This window comes from Massilia terrae, assembly GCF_024753145.1.
Taxonomy (GTDB): Bacteria; Pseudomonadota; Gammaproteobacteria; order Burkholderiales; family Burkholderiaceae_D; genus Telluria; species Telluria terrae.
The window spans coordinates 565,361-582,582 of sequence record NZ_JANUGU010000001.1; the positions used below are offsets into that span (position 1 = coordinate 565,361).

Annotated in this window: 9 protein-coding genes; 4 read left to right on the top strand and 5 right to left on the bottom strand. The window is 67.1% G+C overall.

Translation table 11 applies throughout. From position 1 onward, the window contains the following. Nucleotides 1-155 precede the first annotated feature (155 nt). Complete coding sequence (locus tag NX778_RS02660; RefSeq protein WP_258810129.1) at nucleotides 156-2,228, top strand: ATP-dependent helicase; 2,073 nt, start codon at nucleotides 156-158, stop codon at nucleotides 2,226-2,228. Nucleotides 2,229-2,494: 266 nt separating this feature from the next. Here the strand turns inward: NX778_RS02660 and NX778_RS02665 are convergent, their stop codons facing one another. Beyond that, nucleotides 2,495-3,124, bottom strand: a complete 630-nt coding sequence (locus NX778_RS02665) for a phosphohydrolase (RefSeq protein WP_258810130.1) — start codon at nucleotides 3,122-3,124, stop codon at nucleotides 2,495-2,497. Between the two features lie 138 nt (nucleotides 3,125-3,262). On the opposite strand from NX778_RS02665, the gene NX778_RS02670 reads away from it, so the two are divergent. Both NX778_RS02670 and glpD read left to right on the top strand, forming a co-directional pair. Then, nucleotides 3,263-5,299 (top strand): NAD(P)-binding protein, encoded by a 2,037-nt coding sequence (locus NX778_RS02670; protein ID WP_258810131.1) that lies wholly within the window; start codon nucleotides 3,263-3,265, stop codon nucleotides 5,297-5,299. After that, nucleotides 5,296-6,825 (top strand): glycerol-3-phosphate dehydrogenase, encoded by a 1,530-nt coding sequence (glpD, locus tag NX778_RS02675; RefSeq protein WP_258810132.1) that lies wholly within the window; start codon nucleotides 5,296-5,298, stop codon nucleotides 6,823-6,825. The genes NX778_RS02670 and glpD overlap by 4 nt, the downstream gene beginning before the upstream one ends. A gap of 108 nt (nucleotides 6,826-6,933) precedes the next feature. On the opposite strand, the gene NX778_RS02680 is transcribed toward glpD, so the two are convergent. Continuing rightward, nucleotides 6,934-9,594 (bottom strand): M1 family metallopeptidase, encoded by a 2,661-nt coding sequence (locus NX778_RS02680; RefSeq protein ID WP_258810133.1) that lies wholly within the window; start codon nucleotides 9,592-9,594, stop codon nucleotides 6,934-6,936. A gap of 165 nt (nucleotides 9,595-9,759) precedes the next feature. On the opposite strand from NX778_RS02680, the gene NX778_RS02685 reads away from it, so the two are divergent. Further along, a complete protein-coding gene (locus NX778_RS02685) occupies nucleotides 9,760-10,380 on the top strand; it encodes a glutathione S-transferase family protein (protein ID WP_258810134.1) in 621 nt (206 codons plus the stop codon). A 59-nt stretch (nucleotides 10,381-10,439) separates the two neighbouring features. Here the strand turns inward: NX778_RS02685 and NX778_RS02690 are convergent, their stop codons facing one another. The 3 genes from NX778_RS02690 to NX778_RS02700 form a co-directional block, all read right to left on the bottom strand. After that, on the bottom strand, nucleotides 10,440-11,144 hold the full coding sequence (locus NX778_RS02690; protein ID WP_258810135.1) for a YjjG family noncanonical pyrimidine nucleotidase: 705 nt from the start codon (nucleotides 11,142-11,144) through the stop codon (nucleotides 10,440-10,442). A 114-nt stretch (nucleotides 11,145-11,258) separates the two neighbouring features. Next, nucleotides 11,259-12,110: a CheR family methyltransferase gene (locus NX778_RS02695; RefSeq protein WP_258810136.1), complete on the bottom strand. Its 852-nt coding sequence runs from the start codon at nucleotides 12,108-12,110 to the stop codon at nucleotides 11,259-11,261. Then, nucleotides 12,098-17,005, bottom strand: a complete 4,908-nt coding sequence (locus tag NX778_RS02700) for a response regulator (protein ID WP_258810137.1) — start codon at nucleotides 17,003-17,005, stop codon at nucleotides 12,098-12,100. The genes NX778_RS02695 and NX778_RS02700 overlap by 13 nt, the downstream gene beginning before the upstream one ends. Between the last annotated feature and the right edge of the window lie 217 nt (nucleotides 17,006-17,222).

Here is a 17,222-nt window from a genome sequence, read left to right on the forward strand (position 1 = left end):
ACTTGGCGATCCCGGCCGGTCCGCACAATGTGCGCTGACGCACGGACAACCGAAAGTATTTTTGAGCGAAAACAGGAAGTGATTTCGCAATTTATGCTTGCGTCGGCACACTGTATAACTGTACAGTCGCGTTACCCGTTCCAACCCACCAGTCCATGCACACGCCGACCGTCGACGATCCCTTTGCCGCCCTTAATCCGCAACAGCGCGCGGCTGTCGAGCACGATGTCGGCAGTGCCGAGCCACGCCCGTTGCTGGTGGTGGCCGGCGCCGGCTCGGGCAAGACCAACACCCTGGCGCACCGTGTCGCGCGCCTGATCGGCGGCGGCGCCGACCCGCAGCGCATCCTGCTGCTGACCTTCTCGCGCCGCGCCGCCAACGAGATGACCCAGCGCGCCGGCGGCGTGCTTCAGAAGACCATGGGCCTGGCGTTGTCGCACGCGCCCACCACGCTGCCTTGGGCCGGCACCTTCCACGCAATCGGCGCGCGCCTGCTGCGCGAGTACGCCGGCCGCATCGGCCTGGACGAATCCTTCACCATCCACGACCGCAGCGATTCCGAAGACCTGATGGGCCTCGTGCGCCATGAGATCGGCCTTACGCAAGGGCAGAAGCGCTTCCCGCTGAAGGGCACCTGCCTGTCGATCTATTCGCGCGCCGTGAACAGCCGCGATCCGCTCGAGCTTGTCCTCAAGACGACCTTCCCCTGGTGCGCCGAGTGGGAGGCCCAGCTCAAGACCCTGTTCGGCGCCTACGTCGACGCCAAGCAGGAGCAGAACGTGCTCGATTACGACGACCTGCTGCTGTTCTGGGCCGAGATGGCGGCCGATCCCGAGCTCGGGCCCGAGATCGGCGCGCGCTTCGATCACGTGCTGGTGGACGAGTACCAGGACACCAACCGCCTGCAGGCCGCGATCATCCAGGGCATGAAGCCGGACGGGCGCGGCGTGATGGTGGTGGGCGACGACGCCCAGTCGATCTATTCCTTCCGCGGCGCCACGGTGCGCAACATCCTCGACTTCCCGCAGCAGTTCTCGCGCCCGGCCGAGGTGATCACGCTCGACCGCAACTACCGCTCGACCCAGCCCATCCTCGACGCTTCCAACGCCATGATCGAGCAGGCGGTGGAACGCCACGCCAAGCAGCTGTGGACCGACAAGCACTCGTCCAGCAAGCCGCAGCTGGTGCTGATTCCGGACGAAGCGGAGCAGGCGCGCTGGGTCTGCAACCGCATCCTCGAACACCGCGAGGCCGGCATCCCGCTGACCCAGCAGGCGGTGCTGTTCCGCGCCGCCAGCCACAGCGCTGCGCTGGAGCTGGAACTCATGCGCCGCAATATCCCCTTCGTGAAGTTCGGTGGCCTCAAATTCCTGGAAGCGGCCCACATCAAGGACGTGCTGGCGGTGCTGCGATTCGCCCAGAACCCGAGCGGGCGCATGGCCGGCTTTCGCGTGGCCCAGATGATTCCGGGGATCGGCCCGGCCACCGCCACCCGCCTGCTCGACATCGTCAGCGAAGCCGCCGACCCGTCCGGCGCGGTGGAAGCCTTCGAGCCGCCGGCGCGCTGCAAGGAGGACTGGCAGCAGTTCGTCGCCCTTTACCGCGCGCTGCGGGCGCCGGGCCTGCGCTGGCCGGGCGACATCGAGCTGGTGAAGAACTGGTACCTGCCGCACCTGGAGCGCATGCACGATGATCCGCAGGTGCGCGCCGCCGACGTCGGGCAGCTGGCCGCGCTGGCCGGCGGCTACGGCTCGCGCGAGAGCTTCCTGGCCGAGATCACGCTCGATCCGCCGGAAGCGACCAGTGACCGCGCCGGGCCGCCGCTGCTGGACGAGGATTACCTGATCCTGTCCACCATCCATTCGTCGAAGGGGCAGGAGTGGCGCTCGGTGCACGTGCTGAACGTGGTCGACGGTTGCATTCCGTCCGACATGGCGACCGGCAGCATGGAGGAAATCGAGGAGGAGCGCCGCCTGTTGTACGTGGCGATGACCCGCGCCCGCGAGCACCTGCAGCTGGTGGTGCCGAACAAATTCTTCATCAAGCAGCAGGCCCAGATGGGCGACCGCCACGTGTATGCGCAGCGCACCCGCTTCATCAGCCCGGCCATGCTCAAGCACTTCGAGGAGTGCGCCTGGCTCGACGCGCAGACCGCCCACAGCCGCCAACCGATGCCGGAAGCGGTGCGCATGCTGGTGCGCGAGCGGGCCCGCAACGCCTGGAAGTGAACATCGCTCACGCGGGAGTTTTGCTGACTTATCCCCCGCTGTAGGAATTTGTAGGAATCTGCTGAGTAGCTTTCTAGGACCAGGCCTCATGGCCTTTCTAAGTCCTTGATTTATAAGGCTGCGATTTTTGCCTTCGGAATGGGCAAACTATCGGAAGCCGCATGAAATCTGGGCTTCTGGCTTGTCAATAGCCTCTTTTCCACACATTTATCCACAGCTTTTGTGGATATCAAGAAATATCCAATCAAATCAGCAGCTTGGCTGAATTATCTTGCAAATTGGATACGTTTCTGTAGTTCGCTAAGTTGCTCAAGAAAACGCTCCGCCGCCAGCGCGGGCGGCCACGGTTCCCACGGCGTGCCGCCGTACAGCGCGGCCAGCGGATCTTCGGCCAGCACCGGCGACTGGATTTTCAGCGTGCGCCGCACTTCCTGCTCCGACCAGCCGGCCACGTGCACCGCCTCGCTGGCGGCGGCGATGCGGTCGGCCTGCTTGTGGCGGCGGTGCTCCTGCGGCGTCCACGAGGGCAGGCCGTAGCGCAGGAACACCGCGTGCTCCAGGCGCCGGGTCAGGGCGCGGAAACCGTCGCCGAGGAAGGGTTTGATCACCGAGATCGCGTCGAAGCCGAGCAGGCCTTCCTCGGCGTCGTGCAGCAGCTCGCGCAGCGCGAATTCGGGCGACAGGGCGGGCGCTTCGGCCTGCCGCAGCAGCATCACCATGATCGAGTGCTGGGCCACCGACAGCGGCAGCGGCCAGGCGGAGTGCCCGCCCCAGCGGTAGGTGCGGGCCAGCCCAAGCGCCAGGTCGGCGTCGTCCCAGTCGAAGGGCGTGGGATCGAGCAGGTCGAGGCGCTTGCCCGACGGCATGCGCACCCAGGCGCGCACCGGTGCGGTCATCGGACAGCGTGGAAGTTCATCGTCATGCCTGAATTCTACACAGCGTCACGCAAGCAAGCAGCAAGCTTGATGTAGGCAAACATCGGTCTAGATCGGCAACAATACACTGGCCTGAGCGCAATTGTCCGGGAGAGAAGAATGGCACAGGTCCAGAAGATCGCTGTTCTCGGCGGCGGCGCCGGCGCGCTGGCGGCCGCGTTCTACCTGAGTGCGCAGCCGGGCTGGCGCGAGCGTATCGACATTACCGTCTACCAGCAGGGCTGGCGCCTCGGCGGCAAGGGCGCGAGCGGGCGCAACGCAGATCTCGGCCGGCGCATCGAGGAGCACGGCCTGCACATCTGGTTCGGCCACTACGCCAACGCCTTCGCGATGATGCGCGCGGCCTACACGGAGCTCGGGCGCGCGCCGGGCGCGCCGCTGGCGACCTGGGACGCCGCCTTCCAGCCACAGGACTACATCGCGCTGGCCGAACAGGACGGCGCCGCCTGGCGCCCGTGGAACCTGGTGCTGCCGCGCCGGCCGGGCGCGCCGGGCACCGGCAGCGATCCGCTCACGCCGTGGGCGCTGGCGCTGGAAGTCATCCGCTGGTTGCCGCGCTGGCAGGGCAATCTGCGCGCCGGTGCCGCCGACCGCTTGCTGGCGCTGGCCGAAAGCCTGCCGCGTGATGCGCGCGCCCACCGCAGCGAACACCGCGCGGCGCTGGCGGCGGCGCTGGACCAGCTGGGCGAAGAAGCGCAGGGAGCCGCATTCAGCGCGGGCCAGCTGCAACACACGCTGGTCGGCATTGCCATCGCGCGCACGGCGCTGAAGGGGATGCTGGCCGACGGCGTGTTCACGCAGGGCTTTGACGCGATCAACAACGAGGACTTGCGCGCCTGGCTGCGGCGCCACGGCGGCGACCCCGGGCTGTGCGTCGACAGCACGCCGGTGCGCGCGCTGTATGAGCTGCTGTTCGCCTACGACGACGGCGACCCGGCGCGGCCCAACGTGGAAGCGGGGACCGCGCTGCGCTGCATGCTGCGCATCGGCTTCGCCTACCGCGGCAGCGTCATGTGGCGCATGACGGCGGGCATGGGCGACGCCGTGTTCGCGCCGCTCTACCAGGTGCTGGCGGCGCGCGGCGTGCGCTTTGAATTCTTCCGGCGCGTCGAGGAGCTGCTGCCCGATGGCGACGGCATCGGCGAAGTGCGCCTGACCGAGCAGGCGCTCGTGGGCGGCAGCTACGATCCGCTGGTCGACGTCAAGGGCCTGCCGTGCTGGCCTTCGCAAGCACTGTGGGAGCAGCTCGATCCTGCCCAGGCCATGCTGATGCGGGAAAGCGGCGTCGACCTCGAATCGTGGTACAGCGACTGGCCGGCGATCTACCGCCAGGCCTTCGGGCGCGAGCTGCCGCAGCGCGTGCTGCGCCGCGGGCAAGATTTCGACCACATCGTGTTCGGCATACCGGTGGCCTCGCTGCCACTACTGGCGCCACGCGTGCTCGACGCCAGTCCGCCGCTGCGCGCCACCGCCAGGCGCCTGCGCACCATCGCCACCCAGGCCTTCCAGGCTTGGTTCGACCGCGATCTGGACGCGCTCGGATGGACCGAACACCCCGGCGGCCAGCAGCCTGTGCTGACCGGCTTCAGCCAGCCCTACGATACCTGGGCGCCGATGGACCAGGTGCTGGCGCGTGAAGATTGGCCGGGCAGCGAGCGCCCGGCAGGGGTATCCTATTTTTGCGGGGTGTTCCCGGCCGGCGCGCTGCCGCCGCAATCCGACCACGGCTATCCGGAACGCGCCAACGCGCAAGCGCGCGACAACGCGTTCGCGCTGCTGGCGTCGCGCATCGGTGGGCTGTGGCCGGCCGCGGCCGGCGGCTTCGCGTGGGACTGGCTGCACGACCCGCTGCACGGCGAGGGCAAGGACCGCTTCCAGCGCCAGTTCTGGCGTGCGAACGTCGACCCGTCCGAGCGCTACGTGCTGTCGGTGGCCGGCAGCGGCGGCTACCGCGTGACGGCAAGCGGCTCGGGCCTGTCGAACCTGTACCTGGCCGGCGACTGGCTGCGCACCGGACTCGATGCCGGTTGCGTGGAAGCGGCGGTGATGGGCGGAATGCAGGCATCGCGCGCCTTGTCGGGTTATCCTCGGGTCATCGAGGGCGAGACTGATTTCCCTCCGGGGGAGAGTGCATGAGCGAGGACGCAAACCGTATCGAGTGCGATGTGCTGGTGGTCGGCGGCGGCATCAATGGCGTCGGCATCGCGCGCGACGCCGCCGGGCGCGGCCTGCGCGTGGTGCTGTGCGAGAAGGACGACCTCGGCGCCCATACCTCGTCGGCCTCCAGCAAGCTGATTCATGGCGGGCTGCGCTACCTGGAGTACTTCGCGTTCGGGCTGGTGCGCAAGTCGCTGGCCGAGCGGGAGGTACTGCTCAAGAGCGCGCCCCACATCATGCGTCCGCTGCGGCTGGTGATGCCGCATGACCGCGGCCAGCGGCCCGCGTGGCTGATCCGCGCCGGGCTGATGCTGTACGACCGCCTGGCGCCGCGCGAATTCCTGCCCGGATCCGAAGCGGTCGACCTGCCGCGCCACCCGGCCGGCAAGCCCCTCAAGCGCAAGTTCGCGCGCGGCTTCGTGTATTCGGACGGCTGGGTCGACGATGCGAGGCTGGTCGTGCTCAACGCGCTGGACGCCGGCGAACGCGGCGCCACCATCATGCCGCACACCCTGTGCCGTGCGATCGAGCGCCATCCCGGCCACTGGTCCGCCACGCTCCAGCATGCCGATGGCTGCACCCGGGTCAACGCGCGCTGCCTGGTCAACGCCACCGGGCCGTGGGCCGCGCGCTTCCTGCAAGGCGCGACCGGCGCCGGCGCCGCGCTACGCCTGGTCAAGGGCAGCCACATCGTGGTGCCGCGCCTGTTCGACCACCAGTTCGCCTACCTGTTCCAGCACCCGGATGGCCGCATCGTGTTCGCCATGCCCTACGAAGGCGCGTTCACGCTGATCGGCACCACCGATATCGAGTACAAGGGCGACCTGGACAAGGTCGCCATCACGCCGGAGGAAGTCGGCTACCTGTGCCAACTCGCCAACCGCTACTTCGTGCGCCAGATCGGCCCGGCCGACGTGGTGTGGAGCTACGCCGGCGTTCGCCCGCTGGTGGAGGATGCGTCAGGCAACGCGGCCGCCGTCACGCGCGACTACCGGCTGGAGCGCGACACGCGCGGCGCGCCGCTGCTGTCCGTCTTCGGCGGCAAGATCACCACTTACCGCAAGCTCGCCGAGCAGGCGGTGGACTGGATCGCGCCCACGCTGGGCCGCAAGGCCGGGCCGTGGACCGCGCACGCCTGCCTGCCCGGCGGCGACCTCTACGGCCCGCAGCCGGCAAGCCGCGCGGTGCTGGAGTTCGAGCAGTGGATGCGGCGCCAGCAGGCGGCCTGGCCGTGGCTGCCCGCGCCGCTGCTGGCGCGCTACGCCCGCGCCTACGGCACCTTGATCGAAGTGCTGCTGGCGGGGCGCGGCTCGATGGAGCAGATGGGGGATGAAATCGTGCCCGGGCTGTACGAGGCGGAAGCCGAGTACCTGTGCCGGCATGAGTGGGCCACGAGCGCCGAGGACATCCTGTGGCGCCGCTCCAAGCTGGGACTGCACGTACCGCCCGGCAGCGCGCGCAAGCTCGATGTATGGTTGAAAGCGCGCCAGGCCGCGCCGGCCTAAGTGAGGTCGTCGGTTCTTTTACGCTAAGTGGTACGCGTCGAAATGGGGTTCCCGCGAACGCCGGAACCCCATTTTGCGTGCGCTAGCGGGTACTTTTACCGTCGCGCCTCAGTCCACCCGATGGCTGGCCAGCCACACATCGATCTCCGGCAAGCGCTCATTGCGCACCTTGATGCGGTCGCGGATCGCGGCGATCGCCGTGTCGGTGTCGCGGCGCGAGGTCGGGGCCAGGTTGGCGCCCGCGTAGTCGCCGAGCTTCTGGATCATGGCCGGATCAAACGAGCCGTAGGCCAGGCGCGGGAAGTAGCGGCTGCGCGAAGTCGCGTCGATGCGCTGGTTGACCTGGTCGATGTGACTGATCGCGAAATCGAAGGCCATGTCCGGATGGTACTGCGCCACGCGCGACAGCATCGCCGCGCTGTTGGTGGCGCCCGGCTCGTCGCCCAGGGCCAGGTCCAGCGCGCGCTGCGCCAGCGCCTTGTCGTTGGCCGAGGCCAGCATCGTGTACAGGTGGTCCTTGATCAGCGGCGTCTTCTCGGCCTGCGCCCGCGCGTGCAGCTGGTCCCAGGTGGCGGCGTCGGCGTGTTCCGCGACCACGCCGACGATCACCTTGCGCAGTTCCGCCGGCACCGCCTTCGGATCGCTGTCCATCGCGGCATAGCGGCGGCGCGCCTCGCCGACCACGTTCGGGTCGCCCAGGTCGCCCAGCACCGCGATCAGGTGCTCGCGCAGGTTGGTGATGGTGGTCGGCTCGCCCGCGCGCGCGTTCCAGCCCACTTGCGCCATCACCGGGGCGAGGCGCGCTGCCGCATAGCCGTCGAAGCGCTTCTGCGGCGTGCTGTCCTTTTCATACAGGTTGTGAATGTTGTCGAACACCGACGCGATGCGTCCCCACACTTGCGGGTCGGCCGCCAGCGGCGTCGCCGCCGCCAGGTCGAGCACCGAGGCCGTGTTCTGCAGTCCCGCCAGGCCCAGCGCCCAGCTGTCCGCGAGCGCGCCCAACTGGTCGATTGGCGCCATCTTGTCGAAGGAGGCCGCGATCTCGTTGAAGAACTTCGGCGCATACAGGGTGCGGTAGTAGCCGCTCTGGCCCGCATTGACGATCACCGCGCCGCCGCAGCCCGGCAGCGTGAGCGCGCCCTGGCCGCCGCTGACGATGGCGCGGCCCGGCTTCTGCGCACCCACGATCTGAGCGATCACCGGCACGCGCCACGACAGTGGCTTCTTGTCCGGCTGGTCGCGCGAGAATTCGCCCTGCGACAGCTTGACCACCGTGTTCCCGCTCTTGCAGCTGATGTCCTCGACGCGGATCAGCGGCACGCCCGGCTGCAGCGTGAAGTCGTGCGCGATCGCGGTGATCGGCTTCTTCGCCGCCTGCTCGACCGCTTTCCACAGGTCGTCCGACACCGTGTTGCCGTAGGCGTGGGCCTTGATGTAGGCGCGCACGCCGCTGCGCCAGGCGTTCTCGCCGACATACCCTTCCAGCATGTGGATGACAGCTTCGCCCTTTTGATAAGTAATGTCGTCGAAGGCCTGGCTGGCCTGTTCGACGGTTTCGATGCGTTGGACGATCGGGTGGGTGGTGGCGAGCGAATCGCGGAACATCGCGGCGTCGCGGCTGTTCACCGACTGCAGCGCGGTATTCCATTCCGGATGCAGGCGCGCGGTGGTGCGGCTTTCCATCCACGAGGCGAAGCCTTCGTTCAGCCACAGGTCATCCCACCACGCCATCGTGACCAGGTCGCCGAACCACTGGTGCGCCATCTCGTGCGCGGCCGTCGCGAACACGTTCTGGCGGTCGCGCGGGGTCGAGAACGAGGGATCGACCAGCATGTCGTATTCGAAGGTGAAGATCGCGCCCCAGTTTTCCATCGCGCCGAAGAACTGGCTGCGGCCCGGGCCGGCGATGTTGTCGAGCTTTGGCAGCGGGTAGCGCACGCCGAAGTAATCGTTGTATTCGCGCAGGACCAGCTTGGCCGAATCCAGCGCGAACTGGGCCTGCGATGCGCCGCCCTTGCGCGTCACTACGCCCAGCTCGGTGCCGTCGACCGTCATGCGGGCGCGTTCGAAATCACCGAGGCCGAAGAACAGCAGGTAGGTCGACATCTTCGGCGACTGCGCGAAGCTCACGTGCGCCAGGCCGTTGCCGAGGTCTTCCTGCTTGGTGATCGGCATATTGGAGACCGCCATCTGGCCTGCCGGCACCGTCACGTCGAGGGCGAAGGTGGCCTTGTAGGAGGGCTCATCCCACGAGGGGATCATGCGGCGCGCATCGGAGTTCTCGAATTGCGTGTACAGGGCGCGCTCCTTGCCGGCCGGGCTGTCGTAGTCGAGCGAGAACAGGCCGACCGCCTGGGTGCCGATCACGCCGGTGTAGTCGAGCGCGAGCTTGTAGGTCCCTTTCGCGATGGGGCGCGGGAAGCTGAAGGTGGCGGTCTGCGCATTCGCATCCACGGCAATCGTCGCATTGACCGGCGCGCCGCCGGCGGCCGGGGTCAGCGCCGCGCCGGCAAACTTCAGGTCGACCGCGTTGAGCGTGATGCTGCCGGCCGGCGCCTGCACATTGAGCGTGATCGTGACCTTGCCGGCGAAGGTGGCCGCCTTCGCGTCCGGCGCCAGCGACACATCGTAGTGCGTGGGCGTGATCCCGCGCGGCAGCTGGGTCGTGACGGCCCGCGCCGGAGCGGCGGCGGCTGCCGCGGTCAAGGGCTGGGCTGCGAACAGGGCGAGGGCGGCGGCGACAGCGGCCGGGATGAGCTTGCGATGCATGGGCGACCTTTGCGAGTATGTACGTTGAACGCCGCGCCTCGTGAGAGCGGCGCCCGACATCTTTAGCCAAATCCGAAAGCATGTCAACGAGCCATGCAGATGGCGCACGCAGCGCCGATTCGGTCTATCATGCGCTCAGCCTGAAGTGACAAACTAGGAGACCGGATGAAGCTCTACGTCAGCAAATACGCGCCCAACCCGCGCCGGGTCAGCATCTTTGCGGCGGAGAAGGGGATCGCGCTCGAGATCGTGGCGGTGGACCTGTTCAACGGCGAGATCAAGACGCCCGAATTCCTCGCCAGGAATCCCTTCGGCCGCGTGCCGGTGCTGGAGCTCGACGATGGCCGCACGCTGTCCGAAACGCGCGCGATCTGCACTTACCTGGAAGGCCTGCAGCCGCAGCCGAACCTGATGGGCGAGGGCTTCGAAGAGCGCGCCTTCATCGAGATGGCGGACCGCCAGGTGGAGCACTACCTGTTCCTGCAGATCGCCAACTGCGTGCGCCACACCCATCCCGCGCTGGCGCCCCTGGAGCAGCCGCAGTTCGAGGACTTCGGCAAATCGCAGGGTGAGAAGATGCTGGCCAGCGCGCGCTGGCTGGATGGCGTGCTGGCGAAGCAGGCTTACGTCGCCGGCGACCGCTTCACCATCGCCGACATCACGGCCTTCTGCGGACTGGAGTTCGCGCGCGGCATGTTGAAGTTCAACGCAGGCGAGGCCGGCTTCACTCACCTTCAGGCTTGGCGCGACCGCATCGCCGCGCGGCCGACGATCGGCAAGCCCTGACGGGCCAAGTATGCAAGAAGGGCCGCGCCAGCGCCCGCACGATTCGCGACGTTGAGTTGCTATTCCGCGAACGCCAGCCCTTTGAGCGAGGGCACGATGTGGTGCAGGCTCGCGACCTCGTAATCCGGCACGGCTTCGGATTCGTTGGCCGCGCCGGACGGGTTGAACCAGCAGCTCTCGATGCCGAAGCGGTTGGCGCCGAGGATGTCGGCGTCGAGGCGGTCGCCGACGATGACCGTCTCCGCCTTGGCGAACTTGCGCGCCATCTTGACGGTGTAGTCGAAGAAGCGGCTGTCCGGCTTGGCGAAACCGCAGGCTTCCGAGGTCGCAACAAACGAGATGTGATGGTGCAGCCCGGCGCTGGAGATGCGCCGCCCCTGGATCTGCGCGACGCCATTGGTGATGATGCCGACTTCGCCGATCGCGGCCAGCGCCTCGCACACTTCCTTTGCGCCTTCGATCAGCACCACCGACTCTGACAGCGATTCGAGGTAGGTGTGGCTGGCCGCCTGCGCGTCGAGGTCCAGGCCATGCTGCGCGAAGGTGGCGCGGAAGCGTTCGACCTTCAGGAATTCCTTGGCCACCGTGCCTGCTTCGAAGCGCTTCCACAGATCGATGTTGATCACCTGGTAGTCCGCGAACAGCTCGTCGATGCCGTCGGAGACGCCGAGCGACTGCACGGTCCGCGCGAAGGACAGTTTTTCCGAGGCCTTGAAGTCGAGGAGGGTGTCGTCGAGGTCGAACAGGAAGAGGGTGTGTTTCATTGCTGGTATCAGGGGGCGTGAATCCGTGCCCCATGATACCACCGCTGCCGCGGCCTCTCAGCGCAGCACCGCCATCACATCGACGCCGCGCACTTCGTGCATCGGGTCGGGCGCTCAGCCGACCCGCTTGTACCAGCCCTGGCCCGGCACCAGCTGCTGGTAGCGGTCCGCCATCCCGTCCGATGGCGACAGCGGCTTGTCGATGCCAAGCACGCCGAAGCGCGCCAGGCTATCGTGGAACAGGCGCAGTACGCGCTGGCGCAGCACCGGACCGAAGTCGGGCAGGGCGCGCCAGCAGACGATGGCCTGGAACTCGTTGAACGAGGCGTCGGTCACCGGGCTATAGTGAGCCCAGGTGATGCGGCCGGCCAACTGCGGCAACAGGCTCGCGCGGCCGTTCGACACTTCGAGATAGTCGGCCAGCTTGCCGCGGCCGCCGCTGCACTCGTAGCGCTGCTGCAGCGCGGCCAGGTTCTGGGCCGGCAGCGTGCCTTCGCTGGACTCGGCCAGCAGCTCCTCGTTGGACACGGTGGCGAAGATCTCGGTGCGCCCATGCAGCTGCGTCTCGGCCAGCAGGATCGCCAGCGCCCACGCCTCGCCGATGCCGGCACATTCGGCCAGCCAGACGCGCGGCAGCGCGCAAACCCCCAGCGCCGGCACCAGCACCTCGCGAAGCAGGAGGGCATGCTGGGGCGGGTCGAACAGCGCGGCCGGCGGCACCGCCAGCGCGCGCAGCAGGACGGCCAGCGCGCCTGGCTGGTGCAGCATCCTTTCCTGCAGCGCCGAGATGGTGGCGAGCCCCTGCGCACGGATCAGCTCCGTAAGCCGGCGCTTCAGTGCGGGCCGCGCGTAGCCCCGGAAATCGACGCCGAAGCGCTGGTACATCGCCTCCAGCAGCAGCTCGATTTCCAGTTCGTCGGGCGCGACCCCGGCGGCGAACGAGGCCCAGGCGGTCAATGCAGCCACACCCGCATCAGCGACAGCAGCTGGGCCACGTCGACCGGCTTGGTGATGTAGTCGGACGCGCCGGCCGCGATGCACTTGTCGCGGTCGCCCTTCATCGCCTTCGCGGTGAGGGTGATGATCGGCAGCGACTTGAACTTCGGGATGCGGCGGATCGCCCGCATCGTGTCGTAGCCGTCCATCTCCGGCATCATGATGTCCATCAGGACGATCTCGATGCTCGGGTCCTTCTCCAGCACCTCGATGCCGTCGCGGCCGTTCTCGGCGAACAGCACCTGCATCTGCTGGCGTTCCAGCAGCGAGGACAGGGCAAAGATGTTGCGCAGGTCGTCGTCGACGATCAGCACCTTGCGTCCGGCCAGGCCACCCTCGGCGGCGTGGATCTCTTCCAGCATGCGGCGCTGGTTCTCCGGCAGGCTGGCGTGCGAGCGGTGCAGGAACAGCGCGGTTTCGTCGAGCAGGCGCTCGGGCGAGCGCGCATCCTTGACCACGATGGTCTTGGCGTAGCGTTTCAGCTTCGTCACTTCCTTGCGGGTCAGCTCCTTGGCGGTGTAGATCACGATCGGCAGGTCGCGCAGGCGCGGGTTATGGCCGATCTGGTCGAGCAGGTCGAAGCCGGAGACGTCGGGCAGGGTCAGGTCGAGCACCATGCAGTCGAAGTGGCTGCTCTCCAGCGCTTCCATCGCGGCCTTGCCGTCTTCGGCGGTCACCAGGCGCAGGTCGGACGCGCCGATCAGCTGCACGATGGCGTCGCGCTGGGCCTTGTCGTCCTCCACCACCAGCAGGCTGCGCTTGCCGCCCATGAGGAATTTCTGGATGCGGGTGAACTCCTCCTGCAGCTGCTCGCGGCCGACCGGCTTGTTGATGTACGAGATCGCGCCCTGGCGCAGTGCGCGCTCGCGCTCGCGCAGCGACGACATCACGTGCACCGGGATGTGGCGTGTGTTGGGGTCGCGCTTGAGGCGGTCCAGCACCGTGAAGCCGTCGATGTCGGGCAGGTCGATGTCGAGCAGGATCGCGGACGGCAGGTAGTCGCGCGCCAGCGACAGGGCCGAGTCGCCGCGGTGGGTGACGATGCCCTTGAAGTTCTTCTCGCGCGCGAACTCCAGCACCACCTTGGCGAAGCGTTCGTCGTCTTCCACGATCAGCACCGACGGGTCGCCCGGGGCGATCACGCCGCGGTCGTCCAGCACCGAGGCGTATTCGACCAGCGCGCTGCTGCTGACGGTGGCCTCGACGGTGACCACGTCGTTGTCGGTGTTCGGCGCCAGCGCGACCGCGTTGTGCTGCGGCTGCGGCTGCGGCGGCGCCAGGCGGGCCGGCTGCGGCTGGCGCGCCAGCTCGTAGTTGACGAAGCCGGCGCGGTTGTACGGCAGGTACAGCGTGAAGGTGGAGCCGACGTTGATCATCGATTCGACCCGGATCTCGCCGCCCAGCAGGCGCGCCAGTTCGCGCGAAATCGACAGGCCCAGGCCGGTGCCGCCGTATTTGCGGGCGGTCGAGCCGTCGGCCTGCTGGAAGGCCTCGAAGATCAGCTGCAGCTTGTCGGACGGGATGCCGACGCCGGTGTCGCGCACCGAGAACGCCACCACCGCATCGGCCAGCGGCAGGTTGGGGTGGTCCGGGCTCCAGCCGATTTCCACCATGCTGATCGACAGCGCGACCTGGCCGTGGCTGGTGAACTTGAAGGCGTTCGACAGCAGGTTCTTGAGCACCTGCTGCAGGCGCGTGGTGTCGGTCATCAGCGCGGTCGGCAGGTTGTCGGCCAGTTCGACCGTGAAGCCGAGGTGCTTCTGTTCGGCCATGTGGCGGAAGGTGCGGTCGACGTAGTTGCGCAGGTTGTTGAAGCGGTACTCGGACACGTCCAGCGTGACGGTGCCCGACTCGATCTTCGACAGGTCGAGAATGTCGTTAATGAGCGTCAGCAGGTCGGAGCCGGAACCGTGGATGGTCTTGGCGAATTCCACCTGCTTGCCCGACAGGTTGCCCTCGGGGTTGTCGGACAGCTGCTGCGCCAGGATCAGCAGCGAATTGAGCGGGGTGCGCAACTCGTGCGACATATTGGCCAGGAACTCGGACTTGTACTTGGACGAGAGCGCGAGCTGGGTCGCTTTCTCTTCCAGCGCCAGCTTGGCCTGCTCCACCTCGCGGTTCTTGCGTTCCACCTCGATATTCTGTTCCGACAGCAGGCGCGCCTTCTCGGCCAGCTCCTGGTTGGTCTGCTGCAGTTCCTGCGCCAGCGACTGCGACTGGGTCAGCAGCGATTCGGTACGGCTGTTCGCCTCGATCGTGTTGAGCACCACGCCGATCGATTCCATCAGCTGGTCGAGGAAGGAAAGGTGGGTGTCGGTGAAGCGGTCGAGCGAGGCGATCTCGATCACCGCCTTGACCTGCTGCTCGAACAGGATCGGCAGCACCACGATATTGGTCGGAGGCGCCGAGCCCAGGCCGGACGACACCACGATGTAGTCGCGCGGGACGTCGGTCAGCCAGATGCGGGTCTTTTCCAGCGCGCACTGGCCAACCAGGCCCTCGCCCGGCAGGAAGGAGGTGGGCAGCTTGCGGCTGGAACGGTAGCCGTAGGAGGCGATCATGCGCAGGCGCGCGTCGATCTCCTGCGAGTCCATCATGTAGAAGACGCCGTGGTGGGCGGAGACCAGCGGCGCCAGTTCCGACAGGATCAGCTTGGTCACGGCCTGCAGGTCGCGCTGGCCCTGCAGCAGCCGGGTGAAGCGCGCCAGGTTGGTCTTCAGCCAGTCCTGCTGCGCGTTCTTCTGGGTGGTCTCCTTCAGGTTGCGGATCATCTCGTTGATGTTGTCCTTCAGGTAGGACACCTCGCCGCGCGCTTCCACCTGGATGGAACGCGACAGGTCGCCGCGGGTCACGGCGGTCGCCACCTCGCCGATCGCGCGCATCTGGTTGGTCAGGTTCGCCGCCAGCTGGTTCACGTTCTCGGTCAGGTCCTTCCAGGTGCCGGCCACGCCGGACACGTTTGCCTGTCCGCCCAGCTTGCCTTCCGTACCCACCTCGCGCGCCACCCGGGTCACTTCCGATGCGAAGGAGGACAGCTGGTCCACCATCACGTTGATGGTGTCCTTCAGTTCGAGAATCTCGCCCTTCACGTCCACCGTGATCTTCTTGGACAGGTCGCCGCGCGCCACCGCGGTGGTCACCGCCGCGATGTTACGCACCTGGCCGGTGAGGTTGGACGCCATGAAGTTCACGTTGTCGGTCAGGTCCTTCCAGGTGCCGCCGACGCCCGGCACATAGGCCTGGCCGCCGAGCTTACCTTCCGTGCCCACCTCGCGCGCCACGCGGGTCACCTCGGAGGCGAAGGAGGACAGCTGGTCCACCATCACGTTGATGGTGTTCTTCAGTTCCAGGATCTCGCCTTTCACGTCCACCGTAATCTTCTTGGACAGGTCACCGCTCGCCACCGCGGTGGTCACCTCCGCGATATTACGCACCTGGCCGGTGAGGTTGGACGCCATGAAGTTCACGCCGTCGGTCAGGTCCTTCCAGGTACCCGCGACGCCGGGCACGTTCGCCTGGCCGCCGAGCTTGCCTTCGGTACCCACCTCGCGCGCCACCCGGGTCACCTCGGAGGCGAAGGAGTTCAGCTGGTCCACCATCACGTTGATGGTGTTCTTCAGTTCCAGGATCTCGCCCTTCACGTCCACCGTGATCTTCTTGGACAGGTCGCCGTTCGCCACCGCCGTGGTCACGTCCGCGATGTTACGCACCTGCGCCGTGAGGTTACCCGCCATCGAGTTCACCGAATCGGTCAGGTCCTTCCAGGTACCGGCGACGCCCTTCACCTGCGCCTGGCCGCCGAGCTTGCCTTCCGTACCCACCTCGCGCGCCACGCGGGTCACCTCGGAGGCGAAGGAGGACAGCTGGTCCACCATCACGTTGATGGTGTTCTTCAGTTCCAGGATCTCGCCCTTGACGTCCACCGTGATCTTCTTGGACAGGTCGCCGTTCGCCACCGCGGTGGTCACCGCCGCGATGTTACGCACCTGGCCGGTGAGGTTGGACGCCATGAAGTTCACGTTGTCGGTCAAGTCCTTCCAGGTGCCGCCGACGCCCGGCACATAGGCCTGGCCGCCCAGCTTGCCCTCGGTGCCCACCTCGCGCGCCACGCGGGTCACCTCGGATGCGAAGGAGCGCAGCTGGTCCACCATCACGTTGATGGTGTCCTTCAACTGCAGGATCTCGCCGCGCACGTCCACCGTGATCTTCTTGGACAAGTCGCCGTTCGCCACCGCGGTGGTCACCTCCGCGATGTTACGCACCTGCGAGGTGAGGTTACCCGCCATCGAGTTCACCGAGTCGGTCAGGTCCTTCCAGGTGCCGGCCACGCCCTTCACCTGCGCCTGGCCGCCGAGCTTGCCTTCCGTACCCACCTCGCGCGCCACGCGGGTCACCTCGGACGAGAACGAGGCCAGCTGCTCGACCATGGTGTTCGCGGTCATCGCCGCGCGCAGGTACTGGCCCTTGAGCGGGTGGCCGTCCACCTCCAGCGCCATGGTCTGCGACAGGTCGCCCTTGGCCACCGCGCCGATCACGCGCGCCATCTCGGTGGTGGGGCGCACCAGGTCGTCGATCAGGGTGTTGACGGAGCTGAGGATGGTGGCCCAGCCGCCGGTCACCTCGGGCACGCTGGCGCGCTGGGTCAGGCGGCCTTCGCGGCCCACCACGCGCGACACGTCCTTCACCGACGTGACGATCTTTTCCTTGGTCTCGATGATTTCGTTGAGGGTGTCGGCGATCTTGCCCGCCACCCCGGTCCAGTCCGACGGCATGCGGGCCGTGAAGTCGCCCTTCTTCAGCGCCATCAGGGTTTGCAGGAGCAGCCGGAGGTCGAGCTCTTCGGACAGTTCGGTCATGTCATTCATGGATTACTTCCTCAGGAACGGAGCTGGTAGCTAGTGTAGCGGCGAGCGCGCTGGTGCAATGAAAAATGTTACGCGAGAAATCGTGACAAGATACCCTTGTGCTCGCGAGGGGGCAAGCGGGAAAGAATGGCAGCCGGATCATTCTTGTTGCATATGTGCAATTGTGAAGGCGTGAACCGTGGGAGGGTAGAGGAAAAACCACAAATTTGTCGCACGA

Excerpts from the sequence above, each read along its gene's own strand:
- NX778_RS02685 (WP_258810134.1), top strand. The coding sequence starts at position 9,760 with ATGAAGCTCTACGTCAGCAAATACGCGCCCAACCCGCGCCGGGTCAGC.
- NX778_RS02690 (WP_258810135.1), bottom strand. The coding sequence starts at position 11,144 with ATGAAACACACCCTCTTCCTGTTCGACCTCGACGACACCCTCCTCGAC.
- NX778_RS02700 (WP_258810137.1), bottom strand. The coding sequence starts at position 17,005 with ATGAATGACATGACCGAACTGTCCGAAGAGCTCGACCTCCGGCTGCTC.
- NX778_RS02670 (WP_258810131.1), top strand. The coding sequence starts at position 3,263 with ATGGCACAGGTCCAGAAGATCGCTGTTCTCGGCGGCGGCGCCGGCGCG.
- glpD (WP_258810132.1), top strand. The coding sequence starts at position 5,296 with ATGAGCGAGGACGCAAACCGTATCGAGTGCGATGTGCTGGTGGTCGGC.
- NX778_RS02665 (WP_258810130.1), bottom strand. The coding sequence starts at position 3,124 with ATGACCGCACCGGTGCGCGCCTGGGTGCGCATGCCGTCGGGCAAGCGC.
- NX778_RS02680 (WP_258810133.1), bottom strand. The coding sequence starts at position 9,594 with ATGCATCGCAAGCTCATCCCGGCCGCTGTCGCCGCCGCCCTCGCCCTG.
- NX778_RS02660 (WP_258810129.1), top strand. The coding sequence starts at position 156 with ATGCACACGCCGACCGTCGACGATCCCTTTGCCGCCCTTAATCCGCAA.